The following is a 15275-nucleotide window of genomic DNA, read 5'->3' as shown; positions in this document are numbered from 1 at the left end:
GATCTATTAAAAGAGATTTAAAACTTAAAGATAGAACATATAAATGCTCATGTGGTCTAAGTATAAATAGAGATTACAATGCAAGTATTAATCTTAGTAGATACGAATTAGCAATTTAATCACTATCAAGATATTGTTAATATGTAGGGTGCGTTGTACCCGAATTTACGCCTTTGGACTGTCATATCAAATGAAAGTAGTATATGAATTTATTCATTACAAAATCAGACAGGTTGAATAAGGAATCAAACAAGCTTTATAAAGTTTTATAAGGTTTTGGCAACGGTGAGGATGAAAAAAGTATGTCTTTAAGAAAAGAAATTTTAGATTATGTAAAAAGTAAATATGGTACTGTGTCAGAGCACTTATGGAAGTCTCACCCTTCCTATGAGGTACTTCGCCATGCTCCTAAGTCTAAAAGTGATAAAGGAAAGTGGTATGGTATTGTTATGGATGTAAAACCTAAGGTTATTGGCCTTGAAGGTGAAGAAAATATAGATATTCTTGATATAAAGTGTGATCCTAACTTTATTCAGTTTTTAAGAGGAGCAGATGGATATTTTCCAGCATATCACATGAATAAAAAGCACTGGATTACTGTACTTCTTGATGGAACAATACCCTTAGAAGATATTAAAAAACTTATTGATGAAAGTTTTAATATGACACTTTAAATTTAGTAGCAGATAGAGTTTTAATTAATTCTATCTGCTACTTTTTATTTTGAAATATATTTCTTTTTTTAGTATAATATGAAAAAAGAAGAATGAACTTGGGAGCATTATTAAAAAACAAAAAATTCTACTTAGGCTTAACTATTTTAGCCATTACTACAACTGCAGCAGTTGCTTATGTAAATAGACCTAAAGAAGAAATTGTAGTATCTAATTCATTTAGTACAGAAAATGTAGGTAAAGATACAGCTAATGGAGTAGAAGAGACAAAGATAAATAAGGCTCCAATTATATCAGAAAAGATTACTAAGGATATTGAGAAAAAAGAAGTTAAAGAGGTTCAAAATATAGCAAAAGAAACTTCTAAAGAAAATACTAAGGAAAGTCCAAAGACTGTAAATCCTAAAAAGGATAACAGTACTCCTGCTCCAGCTAAAAAAGCAAGTGGAAAGGCAACTACTTATAGAAATTCAAAACATGGTATAGAACTTACTTTTCCAGCTGACTGGCAAAATAAATATGTAGTTTATGAAGATGATGATGGTTTTTCTGTTTGTTACGAATTCCAACATGACGCATATGGTAATGAATGTCCTAAAGGAGCTTGTGGGGGAAGATATTTATTCTGTATTAGAGAAACTTCTAAACTAAATGAAAATCAATTAGGTGTTATTGATGGTATTAGAGGTGTACCTAAACGTAAGATTATTCATGGCAGAGAATATGCTATTGGAGGACCAACTGATTACCTTGGACCTCAAGATCATCCTGATGGAGCAGAAATAGAAAGATTATTAAATGAGCTTCCTGGAATTATTGCTAATTTAAAAGAAATTTAAAATAAGGCTAATAAGATAGACAAGACCTTAATTTTAGAAAATTATGTTCTTTGAAATTTAAGGTCTTTTTTTAATAGCGAGCACTGATTTTTCTGACTTTTTGGTATGCAAGTCTTTAGAATACCTTAAAAAGAAAAAATGTAGTGCCGCAAAAGAAAGCTGCTTCCTGCGCTGAAAAGCGTGGCATCAGCCACTTTGTTTTTTTTTATTATTTAGATAAAATATCATGCTATAATTTCTATAAAGGTGGTGTTAATTATAGCTATTAATATAAAAGAAATTATTTCAGATTCTTTAATAAGTTTATGTGAAACTATGCCTTTAGAATCTATAAAAATCAAGCAAATTTTAGAAAAGAGTGGTGTAAGCAGACAGACTTTTTATAATCATTTTATTGATAAAAATCATTTGATTCAATACATTTATGAAAGCAAAATTGTACCTGATTTTAATGGTGAAAATGATAATATAAGTTTTTATAAATCTCTTTTGATTTCCTTTGAGAATATGAAAAAATATAGTAAGTTTATGAAAGAAGCATGTCTAATTGAAGGTCAGAATTGTTTAAAGGATTATATTTTTAAACACTGCAAAGAATTTGATTTGAAATGGCATCAAGAACTTTATGGTAGTAAACCAATGCCTGATACTTTAAAGTTTGCTACAGAATATCATGCAATGGCATCAACTAGTATGGCTCTTTCTTGGATTTTATCTGATATGATTGTTCCTTGTGATGAGATTGCTAAAATGATTGTTAAGATGAGGGGAATTGGTATGGAAGAACTTTTTGAAGGTGGAGAAACTAAAGGCAATCCTTATGAAATAATAGATTGACAAAATTCATAAAAAGTCAATTTCTAGACATTTTAACTTTTGTATAAATTGTATATATAATTTCTTTAAGTTAAAATTTATTTTAGAAAGAGATATTTACTTGAGGTGATTTAGATGGAATATATTAAACTAGGAAATTCAGATTTAAAAGTATCAAAGATATGTTTAGGGTGTATGGGATTTGGTGACGCTTCAAAGGGGATGCATTCATGGACACTTCCACTAGAGGAATCTAAGGAAATTATAAAACATGCTTTAGATGCTGGAATTAACTTTTTTGATACTGCTATGGCTTATCAAGGAGGAACTAGTGAGGAGTTTTTAGGAGAAGCTATAAGACAATATGCATCTAGAGAAGATGTAGTTATAGCTACTAAGTATATACCAAGATCTAAAGAAGCAATAGATAAGGGTATTACTGCTGAAGAGCATATTAATGAATGTTTAAAGAATAGTCTTAAAAGGCTTCAAATGGATTATGTTGATTTATATATTCTTCATATGTGGGATTATGACACTCCTATTGAAGAAACAATGAGAATATTAAATAACCTTGTTAAAAGTGGAAAGGTTAGATATATAGGAATTTCAAATTGCTATGCATGGCAAATAGCAAAGGCTAATGAAATTGCAAAGGCTCATGGATACTCACAGTTTATTTCAGTTCAAGGACATTATAATCTTATCTTTAGAGAAGAAGAAAGAGAAATGGCACCTTACTGCAAAGTAGAAAATATTTCAATGACACCTTATAGTGCATTAGCTTCAGGAAGACTTGCAAAACCCATAGGTGAAAATTCTAAGAGACTTAAAGAAGATAACTTTGCTAAGGGAGAATATGATGCTACAAAAGAGCAAGACTTAGAAATCATTAAGAGAGTTCAAGAAATTGCTGATAAAAGAAATGTAAGCATGACAGAAGTTTCTTTAAGCTGGCTTTTAAGTAAAACCTCTTCACCAGTAGTTGGAGCAACTAAAAAGTCACATATTGATGGGGCAGTGAAAGCTGTTAATCTTAAGCTTACTGAAGAAGAAATTAAGTACTTAGAAGAATTATATAAACCACATGCTATTGTTGGAGTTATGGCTCAAAGATAATTAGGGCAAAGGACAATTTATTCATTCTAGTAGCAATAAAGGCGAACAATTTCTGATTTAAATTCAAATTATTATTCATAAAAGAGGGTCTCTACACACCTCCTTTTTTTGTTAACTTTGCATATATTTAATGTATAATTATTGGTATAGTAATTTTAAAAAGCAATAAGAAGGAGGTATTCCATGAAAAAAGGGGGCAAATTAATTAAAATTACTGCAATACTAACACTTTGTTTTTCCTTGATTTTTAGTTTATATGGCTGTGAAAATTCCTCTTCTGATTTTAAGGAGGAACTTAAGGTACATTTTATTGATGTGGGGCAAGGAGATTGTATTTTACTTCAGCAGGGAGAATTTAATATGCTTATTGATGGTGGCGATAATAAGTCAGAAGAGTTAATTAAAAATTACTTAGAAAAGCAAAAGATTAAAAAATTAGATTATGTAGTAGTAACTCATGTACATGAGGATCATATTGGTTCCTTAGATTATGTAATTAATTATTTTAATATAGGAAAAGTATATTTTCCAAGGCAGACTACCATAAATAAGGATTTTCAAAAAGTCTTAGATGCCTGTAGCGATAAAAATCTTTATATTAATTCACCTAAGGTAGGAGAAGAATTTAAGTTTGGAAAAGCATCTTGCACTATTCTTTCTCCATCTAAGGAAAACTATGAGGATATTAATGATTCTTCAATAGTTATAAAAGTAGTTTTGGGTCATACTTCATTTTTACTAACAGGAGATGCAGGTAAAGAAGCAGAAGAAGAAATGGTATCAAATAATTTAGACTTAAAGGCTGATGTTTTAAAGATTGGACATCATGGAAGTAAAAGTGGGACTACAGATAAATTTTTGGAAAAGGTTAATCCTAAATATGCAGTTATAAGTGTAGAAAAAAATGATGATTATAGTCTTCCAAGTGAAAGTGTTATGAAAAGACTTAAGGAAAATGATATTGCAGTATATAGAACAGATGAAAGTGGAAGTATTGTAGCAGTTTCTAATGGTTCTTATATAACTTTTAATAATGTAAAAGGAAGTTATAAGGGCTATAGTGAAAATTAGAGGAGTCACAAAAAAGATTTCTAAGATTATGTTTTTAATAGTTAAATAAAAGCACCTGACAAAGAGAAGTCAGATGCTTTTTTTGAATGTAAATGAAAATTTATAAGTTATGCTCATTAATAATATAGACAAACATTTAAAAAAATATACCTATATATAATGTATACTTATAAAAACTTTATAGGTATAATAGTAATAGCTTAAAGTTTTAAACTACATATATAAAGAGGAGAAAGTAAGATATGAATAATGAATTGTTAATTATAGATGGAAGCAGTTTACTTAGCACATGTTTTTATGCAACTGCTAGAGAATTTTTAATGGCAAAAACTCCAGAAGATAGAGAAAAAGCAGCCACAAGACTTATGCAAACTTCAAATGGCGTTTATACAAATGGTGTTTTTACCTTCATGAAAACTATGCTTACAATGATTGAAAAGCAAAAACCAAGTCATATAGCTGTAGTATGGGATGTATCACGTGCTACTTTTAGACAGGACATAATGAGTGAGTATAAGGGAAATAGAAAGAAAACTCCAAAGCCACTTCAAGAACAATTTAAAACTACTCAAGAACTTCTTCAAGGCTTATTCCCTCAATTTATGAGTAATATGGATGATGAAGTTTTATATGAAGCTGATGATTATGCAGGCTCTCTTGCTAAAAAGTTTGAAAGTGAAATTCCAGTAGTTTTATATACAAAGGATGTTGATTACCTTCAGCTTGTAAGTGAAAATACAAGAGTATGGCTTGGAACAAATAAAGCAGATGAGTATTATGCTGAGCTTGGAATGAACATAAATGACTTTAATATTCCTTCAGGAAGTTTTGAATATACTCTATCAACTATAGAAGAAATAGAAAACCTTAAACCATATCAAATAATTGAATATAAAGCTCTATCAGGAGATAGTGCAGATAATATTCCTGGAGTTAAGGGAATTGGCGATAAGGCATCAATACCTTTATTAAATGAATATGGTAACATTGAAGCTATTTATGATACTATAGAAAACCTTGACAAAAAAGAAGAAAAGGAACTAAAAAAGTTCTTTAAAGAATCACTTGGAATTTCAAGAAGCCCTATTGCAACTTTATTAAAGGAAGGTTCTATAGGTTTAGAGAGTGGAGAAACTCTTTCTTATAATGTTACAAAAGCTCCAGAAACTGATGAAGAAAAGGAAATTCAAAAGTTTTTAGAAAGCAAGCTTGGTTCTTTACGATTCCCAATAGAAATAACAACTGAAGGTGGTCTTGAAAAACTTAGAGAAAATGAAGTTTATGCAGTTGATTACTGTGCAAAGGAATCAGCATTTATGAGTAAGGAGCTTGCAACTATTAAAACTGATCTTGAAATAAATGAGTCTCTTGAGGATCTTAAGATTAATTATGACAGAGATGAGTTAAAGAAAAGACTTTTAGAATTAGAAATAAAATCATTAATTAAGTAATATGAAAGAGACTTTAAGATTTGAGATAGTAACAGGAATTAAACCAGGATATGATAATTTGAAACCTAAGGATACTGATTATGAAAATATAGCTTCTAACCTTTGGCAAAAGAATGCTAAAGAGGAGTTTAAGAGAAGAGGCATTTATGTTTCTGCTGTAATTAAAAGAAGCTATACAGTTTATATGGAAAGCTTAGGCTGTCCTAAAGGTGGAGAAAGAACAGTTGTTATTACTGGAGTATGCCTTGAAGAACAATTAAATGCTATAGACCTATGGAAAGAAACTGTGCTAAGTTTAGCAAAAACCTTAAGAAAACAGCTTGGCCAAAAGTTTATGACCTGTGAATTTATGAATACTGAATTATATTGTCTTGAGGATTAAATATAGCCTGCCTTTTAGGATTTTTTAGATGTTAAAAGGCAGGCTATTATTTAAGTCTAATAGTGAATATTTAAGTTTATATTATAACATTCCATAGTTTTTCTCCTTTTTTGCAATACAATATTAGGATTATCATAGCATATATGGATAAAATATCTAATCAAAAGATAAAAGGAGAGTGATAATATGAATAATATACAAGAAAATTACTTTGATTTTATAATGGAAAAAGTTGCTGATGAAAATAAAGATAAAGTAAAAGAATTACTAAGTGAAAATTTCTCAAGACAGGAAAATGGAACATTTACTAAAGAATATATGATAAGCGTTATTCCTAAAATGCTTGAATTAATAAAGCCAGAATACATAGATGAAGTTAAAAGTATAATGGTTCAGCATAAAGCTGCTGCATTTGGCAATGAATAATAAAATCATAAAAGATAATGAAAAGGCAGAATTATGTTTTGGTGTTCTGTCTTTTGGTTATTTAATGGCTTAAATATAATATTTCTTCTCTTTACAAAAGTTAATTCTAATTTGGTTTTTTTGGAAAAAATTGAAAAGAAATAAAAAATAGAGTATAATAAGTTAAACAAAACCATATAGAAAAAACTTATTCTAAGGAGGGTGTATTATGGCTGGGGTAATATTATTTCTTGCGCTTGTTGCTTTATTTTTAATTCTTGGAATTATGCTTTCTAGGGGGAAATGGTCATTTTTAATAGCAGGTTTCAATGTAATGAGCAAAGAAGAAAAAGAAAAGTATGATGAATTAGCATTGTGTAAATTTATGGGCAAATTTATGTTTATAATTGCTTTTAGTATGTCATTACTTGGGCTTAGTGAAGTTTTAAAGATGAAGATATTATTTGATGCAGGAGTTACTTTTCTTATTGTTTCAACAATATTTGTAGTAATATATACAAATACATCTAATAGATTTGAAAAGAAAAAATAAGATAGTATAAAAATGGCTTAATATGCTAAAAAATATTTAATTTTCACAAAAACTCTTTTCTTTATGCATATATCACTTTTAAATAGGGTTTTTTAGGAGAGAGTTGTATGGAGAAAATTATTAATAATAAGCCAGATTGTACATTTTTAGATTTAGGATTTGTGAACTTTTGTGAAAGCTGCCCAGTTTTTTATGTATGCCAAGGTTTAGATAAAAAAATAGAGGCATATAATAAAGAAAAAGTTACTACACTAAAATAATTTTAATAATAGCTATGAAAAAAAGTGAGGACTCAGAAATGTTATGAGTCCCCATTTTTTTGGAATAAAATACTTGTGTGAATTTAAAAACGTTGCATCTATACATAAAATAGTATTTACAATTACTCCGAAAATATGCAATAAAATTATATTATTTTTTTTCTTAGTTCATTATTTTCAAAATAAACTAAATCACCTCTATCAATATTCCTTTTATAAAGTTCTGCATCCGGCACTTTAATATTCCTTAATTCCTTAGTTTTTGTATTTTCAAGAACTACTTCTACAGAATATTCTATTCCCTCTGGAAGTCCTTCACATCCATAATCCTCTTCAAAAATATTAATTACTTTATATGTCTCCATGTTTATCCCTTTCTATCTATATAAATTACTTTTGTATATACCTCTTATGAGGTTATTATATCACTATATGTATATATAAACCAATATTTGTATTAATAATAATTGGAAATATATTGAAAATAATAGAAATTAATAATAAAATATATGTATGGTATATTTTATGAATAAAAAGGGGATATTTTTATGAGTTTAAAAAATCGTAGTGAAGGAATGTATGGTTTTAGGGATATGAAAATGAGTAAAAGAGATTTGAGAATATTCTATAATAGCGAGCTTCAGAGATATAGAAATGGAAAAGAACTTAATATTGAGCAGGAAAAAGCATGTTTAAAAGTATGCTTTGATAATTTTAAAAGAAGGATGAATACATATTATTTATCAGTTATGTCTTTAATATTTGTATGTTTTGCATTAGCAGTTATTATGTGTATGATTTCTTTTACTACTTTGCAAACTTTAATTGTTAGTGGTATTTTGCTTTTAGATGTTATTTTTTCTATTTCTTATGTTAGAAAAGATATTCATGATAAGGAATATAAAAAGAGAATACATTATGAAGCTTGTATTTTAGCTTTAAATGATATTGAAGAAGAAATGCTTAGAGAAGGAAGAAATAGAACTTTAACTCAAAAGAGAGTTTTTAGTGATCTGTTTTAGATAAATGTTGGTGAAATAGTGTTAATTAATAGTAGGGGTATATATAAATACCTCTATCTATTTTCTCAGAGTCTAAAAAACAATAATCATGGTAACCTCCTGATAATGCTGAGAAAAGAATTGGTGTCTTGCCACTTTCTTTAATTTTTTAAGTTAAATAATTCTTTAAGATCCATAGGTTCTCTAATATTACTTAAGTAGCAGAGTGTCAAACTTATAATAATAATAATAATAATAATAATTTTAAGGAATAATAAATTATTGATTCTAGGATTAAGGAGAAAGTTATAATGTTACAAAATATAGAGGATATAAATTTATTAAAGTTAATGAAGGATATAAAATATATGATTTCAGAAGGTAAAACAGAATTTTCTAATGAGGATTATAAAATCATCCTTAGCAAAAATACTAATGTTAATAATTTAACTCCAATAGTAAATCTATTAGATCTTGTTGTACAAGAATACTACTTGGTTCCTGAGTTGTATTTTGAGAGTAAAGATGAATTTGAGAGGTGTTTTAGTATTAAATATGATGATAGCTTATATGAAATATTTAATAGTATAAGGATAGAGGAAATTAAGGTTCAGTCTGAAGATACTTATAATGGTACATTCATTTATCATGAGGTTTATGGTGGTAAATTAAAGTTTGAATTGGCTTGTATTAAATATTTATCTAAGTTTCAGAGGCAAATATTATGGGGGTTAAATTAGATACATATATAAAATCAAGTAAAAGAAGCCTGATGTAGTAAATATACCTACAAATCAGACTTCTTTTTATAATATCAGAACGGATACATTATTTATTGAGGTAAAGTTTATGAAAAATGGGAATAAACAATTAAGGTTTATACTTATATAATTCTGATATTATGAGAAACACTATTTTTATGAATTTAAATCGCCGTCATACTTAATTATTGACACTATTATTTTTTATATACAAAAATTCCATAAAAAATATTGATTTTTTTACCATAACAAACTATAATTAACATGAGAAAAATTTTAAAATAGCAGAGTAGAATTACATGCGTTAAGTGCTAGTTATACAGGGAGTTGATAACTAGACGAAAAGATTGTTTAGAGATCTTGCGGTTTGTAGTTCGCATCCCGCTGCTGCATATAGAAGTAATTTATGCTTCCTTTGTAGTAAACGGTCTGCAATAAGGAGGTATTTTTTTGAATAATTTAAAATTACAATTTACTGATTCAGCAAAAGAATTAAAATCAGTAAGAAATTTAGTACTTATTGCACTTATGATTGCTTTAAGTATTATTATTGGTTCTTTTACTTTAAACTTTGGTAATTATATTAAAATAGGCTTTTCAAGTCTTGTTAATGAATTTACTTGTATGCTTTTTGGTCCTGTTATAGGAATTATATTTGGGTTTATTACAGATATATTAAATTACATAGTAAAACCTACAGGGGCATTTTTCCCTGGATTTACTCTAGATGCAATGATAGCTGGAGCTCTTTATGGAATTCTTCTTTATCATAAGGACATAACTTTTATGAGAGTATTTATAGCCAAGTTAATTGTGACTGTTATTGTAAACTTAGGACTTGCTACCTTCTGGTTATGTATTATGTATGGAAATAGTTTTATGGTTATTTTCCCATTAAGGCTTATTAAGAATTTAATCATGCTTCCAATAAACTCAATTCTTTTATATATGATTATAAAAGCTTTTCAAAAGACACCAATATACGGAAGGATATAATTAAAAGTTATTAAGATACATGGGGGTACCTTAAAATGAAAAAAGATTATGTATTAAATAATTTAAGAGAAGCAATGATAGAGGAAATCTCAGCAAAGTCAAAGGATGCTAAAGAAAATTGCAGCTTAGAAAAAATAATTGATGAAATTGATTTTAAAAAGCTATGTTTAGATGTTATTGAAAGACTTTCTGATGATTCAATAAGATATTTTGAAAGAACAATGAATGAAACAATAGATAAAACAAGAGAAGAGATAAATGATTTTTTACATAATCTTAATAGTAATTTAGGTGAAGCTTTTAAGGCTTCAGAGAGTTTATACATACTAGCTGTTGAAGCAGGAGAGGACTTTTCTAATTTTGCTTCAAATCTTGATCCTAAAATTATGGATAAGAAGAAATATCTTTTTACAGCTTTAAAAGAAATCCATGGTAGAGCTTGTCAGCAGTATGATGAAATAGTATGTCTTTTAGAAAATGGATTTGCTGATGGTGCCATGGCAAGATGGAGATCCCTTTATGAATTGGCTGTAATTGCTCACTTTATAATGGAGAATAGTGAAGAAACCGCTAAAAGTTTTATAGACTCTGCCTTTACTAATGATAGATATGACTGGGCAAAGGCAGCTGATTGTTTTAAAAATCAGAAGAGAGCAGTTTCCTTTGCTCATATATTAAAGCAGTCAAAATTTGATAGTGATAAGTGGAGAATAATATATAATACATCTAATAAGCTTGTTCATGCATCCCCACAAGGTACCTTTGACAGATTAGGAAGAGGCTTTGAAGACAGAAGTATTATTATGGCCGGAAGGAGCAGCTACGGTTTAAAACTCCCAGCTGAAGCTGCAGCCATCTTCCTTTGTATCGTTACTGAAATATACTTAAAGGTTTTCCCTAATGGTAATAGTGCCTTAGCTATAAGCTATTTAAATAAATGGTGTGATAAAATAGGTGCGTTTTATAATTTTGAATAAAAAGTTCACATTTTGGTCATAATTATTAAAAAAAACTAATAGAATTTATTAAGAGATTACTAAGAGATTGTTATGGAAAGAGTGATTTAATGAATTTGAACGTTTTTGAAAAGTATATTAATTTATGTGGAGTTTTTAGCATCAAGCCATCATGGAAGGGTTTAAGTGAATATTGTGCCCATAAGAATACAGATAATAAAATTACAAGAAGAAGTAAATTTAGTCATGTAAGTGATTATAGGCACGTTAGGAATTGAAAAAAAATAAGTTCTTTTTATTCAGGAACTGTGATTTTTGTAATATCTTTCGAATACGAAGAACTTATATACATATTATTTGAAATATAAGAATATCAAGTAAAAGTACACTAATTTCTGTGTACTTTTTTTATTCCAAGTTGTAAACTATTATGGTGTATTAATTGTAAAATTAAATAGAAAGTAGGGTTCACTTTGGAGAAATCAAAGAATTATTTTACTAAAAGCAGAAATATTTTAATTATGGCTGTACTTTGTACTATGTTATGGGGGAGTGCTTATCCATCAGTTAAAACAGGATATAAATTGTTTGAGATTGCAGGTAATGTAGAAGGGCAGATGCTTTTTGCAGGAATAAGATTTGCCTTTGCTGGAATCTTAACTATAATAGCAGCCTGTTTTATGAATAAGAAATTTGTGAGGCCAAATAAAAGTAATATTAAGGGTATTACAGTACTTGGACTTATTCAAACAACTATACAATACATATTTTATTATATTGGTATGTCTAATACTACAGGGGTTAAAGCATCAATATTAAATGCTATCTCTCCCTTTATAGTAATTATATTATGTCATTTTCTCACTAAAGATGATAAGATTAATTCAAAAAAGGCCATTGGATGTATATTAGGTTTTTTAGGAGTAGTTATATTAAACCTTGGAGCATCAAAAGGTATAAATAGTGGTTTTAGCTTTATGGGTGAAGGCTTTATAATCTTAGCTGCAACTTCTTTCTCTGTTGGATCTATTTATAGTAAAAGAATAGCTCATACTGGTGATGCTGCTGTAATTACTGGATATCAATTATTATTAGGAGGACTTATTCTTATACTTATTTCCTTTATAAAAGGAGTTCCTCATTTAACTATTACTCCTTTAGGAATTATTTTATTAGTTTATATGGCGTTCTTATCAGCTATTGCCTTTACAGTATGGACAATACTTCTTAAGTACAATAGTGCTGGAAGAATATCTATATATAACTTTTTAACTCCTATTTTTGGAGCGTTAATGTCAGCCTTATTTTTAGGAGAGGTTTTCTTTAATTTAAAAAACATAATTGCATTAATATGTGTATGTACAGGTATATACATAATTAATAGACCAGATAATAGATAATATTATTTAAAGCTAAAATTCTAATAAATATGAATTTTAGCTTTTTTTATATAAAATTATTTTGCTTTTAGAACCTTTTTTAGGTTTATCAAAAGCATTAAAAACTTTGTTCTTGACATAATATAGATAAGTATCTATATTATATATAGAAATATAGATACTTATCTATATTTAATAATGTATCTATTATGTGATTTGAAGAATACTAATATTAGGTGCGCTATTAAATATAGAGAATAACTATGTATTTTTTTCATTAGAAAGGATAGCATCATATGGTAGATATAAATATATTAAAAAAATTCAATTCTTACGATTTATTAAAAGGTCAATATGGAATTGAACGTGAAATGCTTAGAGTAAATAAGGAAGGATATCTTTCAAAAAAACCTCATCCAAAGGCTTTTGGTGATAAGATTAATAATACATATATAACAACAGATTTTTCAGAAAGTCAAGTAGAGGTAATTACACCTGCACTTAAAACTGTAAATGATACTTTTAACTTTTTAAATGTTTTATATGATATTGCTTCTTCAGAAATTGACGATGAATATTTATGGCCAGAGTCAATGCCTTCTATAGTTCCAGATGATAAAGATATACCTCTTGCATCTTTTAATGATAGTGAGGAGGGAAAGAGAAATGAAGAATATAGAAGAAAGCTTATAGAGAAGTATGGTGGAAGAAAACAACTTATTTCAGGAATACACTTTAACTTTTCTCTTAATGAAGATATAATAAAAGAACTTTATAAAGGCCATGAAGATTTAAGCTATAAAGAATTTAGAAATAATTTATATCTTAGAATAACTAGAAACTATTTAAGATATAGATGGCTTATAATCTATCTTTTTGGAGCATCTGCAAATGTTCATGAAAGTTTTTACTCTCAATGTGAAGACTGTAATACTGAATTAGATAAATGTAGTTCTAAATATAAATCTTCAATATCTTATAGAAATAGTGAATGTGGATATAAGAATTCTATTGATTTATTCCCTTCATATAAGTCTGTAGATGATTATATAGATAGTGTAAATAATTTTATAAAAGATGGACTTATTGATTCACCAAAAGAGCTTTATAGTGCTTTAAGATTAAAGCCTATAGATAAAAGTAATGTTTTAAAATCTTTAAAGGAAGATGGTATTAATTATCTTGAATTTAGAAGCATAGATTTAAATCCCTTTGAAAAGTGTGGTATTTCACTTAAGGACTTAGAATTTTTGGCATTATTTAATATTTATTGTTTAACTAAAGAAGAAGATAATTATGGTCTTTGGCAAGAAGAGGCTTTAGAAAATCAATATAGAATTGCAAGAGATGGACTTTTAGATATAACTCTTTTAAGAGATGGAAAAGAGTATGACAAGAAAAAATGGTCTCTTGAAATTTTAAATGAAATAAAGGAGCTTAATAGCATTTTAAATTTAGGTAAAGAAGACTTTATAAACTATGAAACTGAAAAGGTCCAGGATATAACTAAAACTATAGCCTTTAAGGTAAATGAATATGTTAAAGATGAAGGATACATAAATGGATTTATAAAGCTAGCTGAAAAATATAAAAAAGATGCTTATAATAACAGATTTAAGTTCCAAGGGTTAGAAGATCTTGAACTTTCAACTCAAATTCTTATTAAGGAAGCTATTAAAAGAGGAATTAAGGTTGAACTTGTAGATAGACAAGATAACTTTATTGCATTAAGTAATAATGGTAAAACTGAATATGTTAAACAAGCAACAAAAACTTCAAAGGATAATTATGTAACTGTCCTTATGATGGAAAATAAAACTGTTACAAAAAAGGTTTTAGCTAAGCATAACATAAGAGTACCAGAAGGTGATGAGTTTAATTCAATTGAAGAGGCAAAAAGAAATGCTTATAAGTATGTAAATAAGCCTATAGTAATTAAACCTAAATCAACTAACTTTGGTAAAGGTATAAGTATCTTTAAAGATGGTGGATCTGAAGAGGAACTTATAGAAGGATTTAAAATTGCTTTTAGGGAAGATAATACAGTGCTTATTGAAGAATTTATTAAGGGTAAAGAATATAGATTCTTAGTTATAGATGATGAGGTTTGTGGTATACTTCATAGAGTTCCAGCAAATGTAATAGGGGATGGAAAGCTAAGTATAAGAGAACTTGTTGACATTAAGAATGAAGATCCTTTAAGAGGCAAGGGATATGTTACACCTTTAGAAAAGATAAAACTTGATGATGCAGCCAAACTATTCTTACATAACCAAAATAAAGACTTTGACTATATACCAAAGAAAGATGAAATAGTTTATCTTCGTGAAAACTCTAATATAAGCACAGGAGGAGATAGCATAGATTTTACAGATGTTATTCCAAAGAAATTTAAGGATATAGCTGTTAAGTGTGCTAAGGCAGTAAATGCAAGAATCTGTGGGGTAGATATAATGCTTGAAAACTGCGAAAGCGAAGATTCTAAATATGGAATAATAGAACTTAACTTTAATCCAGCAATTCATATTCATTGTTTCCCTTATAAGGGAACTGAAAGAAATATTGCATTAAAGGTTCTTAAACTTTTAGAATTAGTATAATTAAAAAAATGG

18 protein-coding genes and 1 riboswitch are annotated in these 15275 nt (G+C 28.1%); of the genes, 17 read left to right on the top strand and 1 reads right to left on the bottom strand.

What is annotated here, in order from left to right; all coding sequences use genetic code 11:
• The 11 genes from BM384_RS01625 to BM384_RS17525 form a co-directional block, all read left to right on the top strand.
• Window positions 1-119, top strand: a 119-nt coding sequence (locus BM384_RS01625; protein ID WP_139232024.1) for a zinc ribbon domain-containing protein, incomplete at its 5' end; no start/stop codon positions are given.
• 183 nt (window positions 120-302) lie between these two features.
• The gene (locus BM384_RS01620; RefSeq protein ID WP_090010119.1) at window positions 303-674 is read left to right on the top strand and encodes an MmcQ/YjbR family DNA-binding protein; all 372 of its coding nucleotides are present in this window, start codon (window positions 303-305) and stop codon (window positions 672-674) included.
• A 92-nt stretch (window positions 675-766) separates the two neighbouring features.
• Window positions 767-1513, top strand: coding sequence for a hypothetical protein (locus tag BM384_RS01615; protein ID WP_207650685.1), 747 nt, complete (start codon window positions 767-769; stop codon window positions 1511-1513).
• Between the two features lie 246 nt (window positions 1514-1759).
• Complete coding sequence (locus BM384_RS01610; RefSeq protein WP_207650684.1) at window positions 1760-2350, top strand: TetR/AcrR family transcriptional regulator C-terminal domain-containing protein; 591 nt, start codon at window positions 1760-1762, stop codon at window positions 2348-2350.
• 114 nt (window positions 2351-2464) lie between these two features.
• Window positions 2465-3448 carry an aldo/keto reductase gene (locus BM384_RS01605; RefSeq protein ID WP_090010109.1) on the top strand — a complete coding sequence of 328 codons (984 nt, stop codon included), beginning with the start codon at window positions 2465-2467 and terminating at the stop codon, window positions 3446-3448.
• A gap of 183 nt (window positions 3449-3631) precedes the next feature.
• Window positions 3632-4519 carry a ComEC/Rec2 family competence protein gene (locus BM384_RS01600; RefSeq protein ID WP_090010106.1) on the top strand — a complete coding sequence of 296 codons (888 nt, stop codon included), beginning with the start codon at window positions 3632-3634 and terminating at the stop codon, window positions 4517-4519.
• Window positions 4520-4761: 242 nt separating this feature from the next.
• Window positions 4762-5970, top strand: coding sequence for a 5'-3' exonuclease (locus BM384_RS01595; RefSeq protein ID WP_090010103.1), 1209 nt, complete (start codon window positions 4762-4764; stop codon window positions 5968-5970).
• 1 nt (window position 5971) lies between these two features.
• Window positions 5972-6352: a hypothetical protein gene (locus BM384_RS01590; protein WP_090010100.1), complete on the top strand. Its 381-nt coding sequence runs from the start codon at window positions 5972-5974 to the stop codon at window positions 6350-6352.
• A 186-nt stretch (window positions 6353-6538) separates the two neighbouring features.
• Entirely contained in the window at window positions 6539-6778 is a 240-nt protein-coding gene (locus BM384_RS01585; RefSeq protein WP_090010097.1) for a hypothetical protein, read from the top strand.
• A 208-nt stretch (window positions 6779-6986) separates the two neighbouring features.
• A complete protein-coding gene (locus BM384_RS01580) occupies window positions 6987-7310 on the top strand; it encodes a DUF3784 domain-containing protein (protein ID WP_090010094.1) in 324 nt (107 codons plus the stop codon).
• 107 nt (window positions 7311-7417) lie between these two features.
• On the top strand, window positions 7418-7570 hold the full coding sequence (locus BM384_RS17525; protein WP_175537248.1) for a hypothetical protein: 153 nt from the start codon (window positions 7418-7420) through the stop codon (window positions 7568-7570).
• Window positions 7571-7716: 146 nt separating this feature from the next.
• Here BM384_RS17525 and BM384_RS01575 read toward each other — a convergent pair whose 3' ends face one another.
• A complete protein-coding gene (locus BM384_RS01575; protein WP_090010091.1) occupies window positions 7717-7935 on the bottom strand; it encodes a hypothetical protein in 219 nt (72 codons plus the stop codon).
• Between the two features lie 183 nt (window positions 7936-8118).
• Here BM384_RS01575 and BM384_RS01570 point away from each other — a divergent pair, with 183 nt between their 5' ends.
• The 6 genes from BM384_RS01570 to gshAB all read left to right on the top strand — a co-directional run bounded on the left by BM384_RS01570 (window position 8119) and on the right by gshAB (window position 15263).
• Window positions 8119-8592 (top strand): hypothetical protein, encoded by a 474-nt coding sequence (locus tag BM384_RS01570; RefSeq protein ID WP_090010088.1) that lies wholly within the window; start codon window positions 8119-8121, stop codon window positions 8590-8592.
• A 290-nt stretch (window positions 8593-8882) separates the two neighbouring features.
• Complete coding sequence (locus BM384_RS01565) at window positions 8883-9311, top strand: hypothetical protein (RefSeq protein WP_090010086.1); 429 nt, start codon at window positions 8883-8885, stop codon at window positions 9309-9311.
• 304 nt (window positions 9312-9615) lie between these two features.
• Window positions 9616-9721, top strand: a riboswitch (THF riboswitch).
• Between the two features lie 61 nt (window positions 9722-9782).
• Window positions 9783-10328: a folate family ECF transporter S component gene (locus BM384_RS01560; RefSeq protein ID WP_242945925.1), complete on the top strand. Its 546-nt coding sequence runs from the start codon at window positions 9783-9785 to the stop codon at window positions 10326-10328.
• A 35-nt stretch (window positions 10329-10363) separates the two neighbouring features.
• A complete protein-coding gene (locus BM384_RS01555; protein WP_090010083.1) occupies window positions 10364-11305 on the top strand; it encodes a DUF5677 domain-containing protein in 942 nt (313 codons plus the stop codon).
• 452 nt (window positions 11306-11757) lie between these two features.
• Window positions 11758-12684 (top strand): DMT family transporter, encoded by a 927-nt coding sequence (locus BM384_RS01550; RefSeq protein WP_242945924.1) that lies wholly within the window; start codon window positions 11758-11760, stop codon window positions 12682-12684.
• A gap of 275 nt (window positions 12685-12959) precedes the next feature.
• A complete protein-coding gene (gene gshAB, locus BM384_RS01545) occupies window positions 12960-15263 on the top strand; it encodes a bifunctional glutamate--cysteine ligase GshA/glutathione synthetase GshB (protein ID WP_090010079.1) in 2304 nt (767 codons plus the stop codon).
• The last annotated feature ends 12 nt before the right edge of the window (window positions 15264-15275 follow it).

The organism is Clostridium sp. DSM 8431, from assembly GCF_900116755.1.
Taxonomy (GTDB): domain Bacteria; phylum Bacillota; class Clostridia; order Clostridiales; family Clostridiaceae; genus Clostridium.
Note: the sequence above shows the minus strand (reverse complement) of the source record. Positions and strands in the feature narration are given on the sequence as shown.

Coding starts and splice junctions, on each gene's coding strand:
- BM384_RS01620 (WP_090010119.1), top strand. CDS start 303: ATGTCTTTAAGAAAAGAAATTTTAGATTATGTAAAAAGTAAATATGGT.
- BM384_RS01615 (WP_207650685.1), top strand. CDS start 767: ATGAACTTGGGAGCATTATTAAAAAACAAAAAATTCTACTTAGGCTTA.
- BM384_RS01605 (WP_090010109.1), top strand. CDS start 2,465: ATGGAATATATTAAACTAGGAAATTCAGATTTAAAAGTATCAAAGATA.
- BM384_RS01600 (WP_090010106.1), top strand. CDS start 3,632: ATGAAAAAAGGGGGCAAATTAATTAAAATTACTGCAATACTAACACTT.
- BM384_RS01595 (WP_090010103.1), top strand. CDS start 4,762: ATGAATAATGAATTGTTAATTATAGATGGAAGCAGTTTACTTAGCACA.
- BM384_RS01590 (WP_090010100.1), top strand. CDS start 5,972: ATGAAAGAGACTTTAAGATTTGAGATAGTAACAGGAATTAAACCAGGA.
- BM384_RS01585 (WP_090010097.1), top strand. CDS start 6,539: ATGAATAATATACAAGAAAATTACTTTGATTTTATAATGGAAAAAGTT.
- BM384_RS01580 (WP_090010094.1), top strand. CDS start 6,987: ATGGCTGGGGTAATATTATTTCTTGCGCTTGTTGCTTTATTTTTAATT.
- BM384_RS17525 (WP_175537248.1), top strand. CDS start 7,418: ATGGAGAAAATTATTAATAATAAGCCAGATTGTACATTTTTAGATTTA.
- BM384_RS01575 (WP_090010091.1), bottom strand. CDS start 7,935: ATGGAGACATATAAAGTAATTAATATTTTTGAAGAGGATTATGGATGT.
- BM384_RS01570 (WP_090010088.1), top strand. CDS start 8,119: ATGAGTTTAAAAAATCGTAGTGAAGGAATGTATGGTTTTAGGGATATG.
- BM384_RS01565 (WP_090010086.1), top strand. CDS start 8,883: ATGTTACAAAATATAGAGGATATAAATTTATTAAAGTTAATGAAGGAT.
- BM384_RS01555 (WP_090010083.1), top strand. CDS start 10,364: ATGAAAAAAGATTATGTATTAAATAATTTAAGAGAAGCAATGATAGAG.
- gshAB (WP_090010079.1), top strand. CDS start 12,960: ATGGTAGATATAAATATATTAAAAAAATTCAATTCTTACGATTTATTA.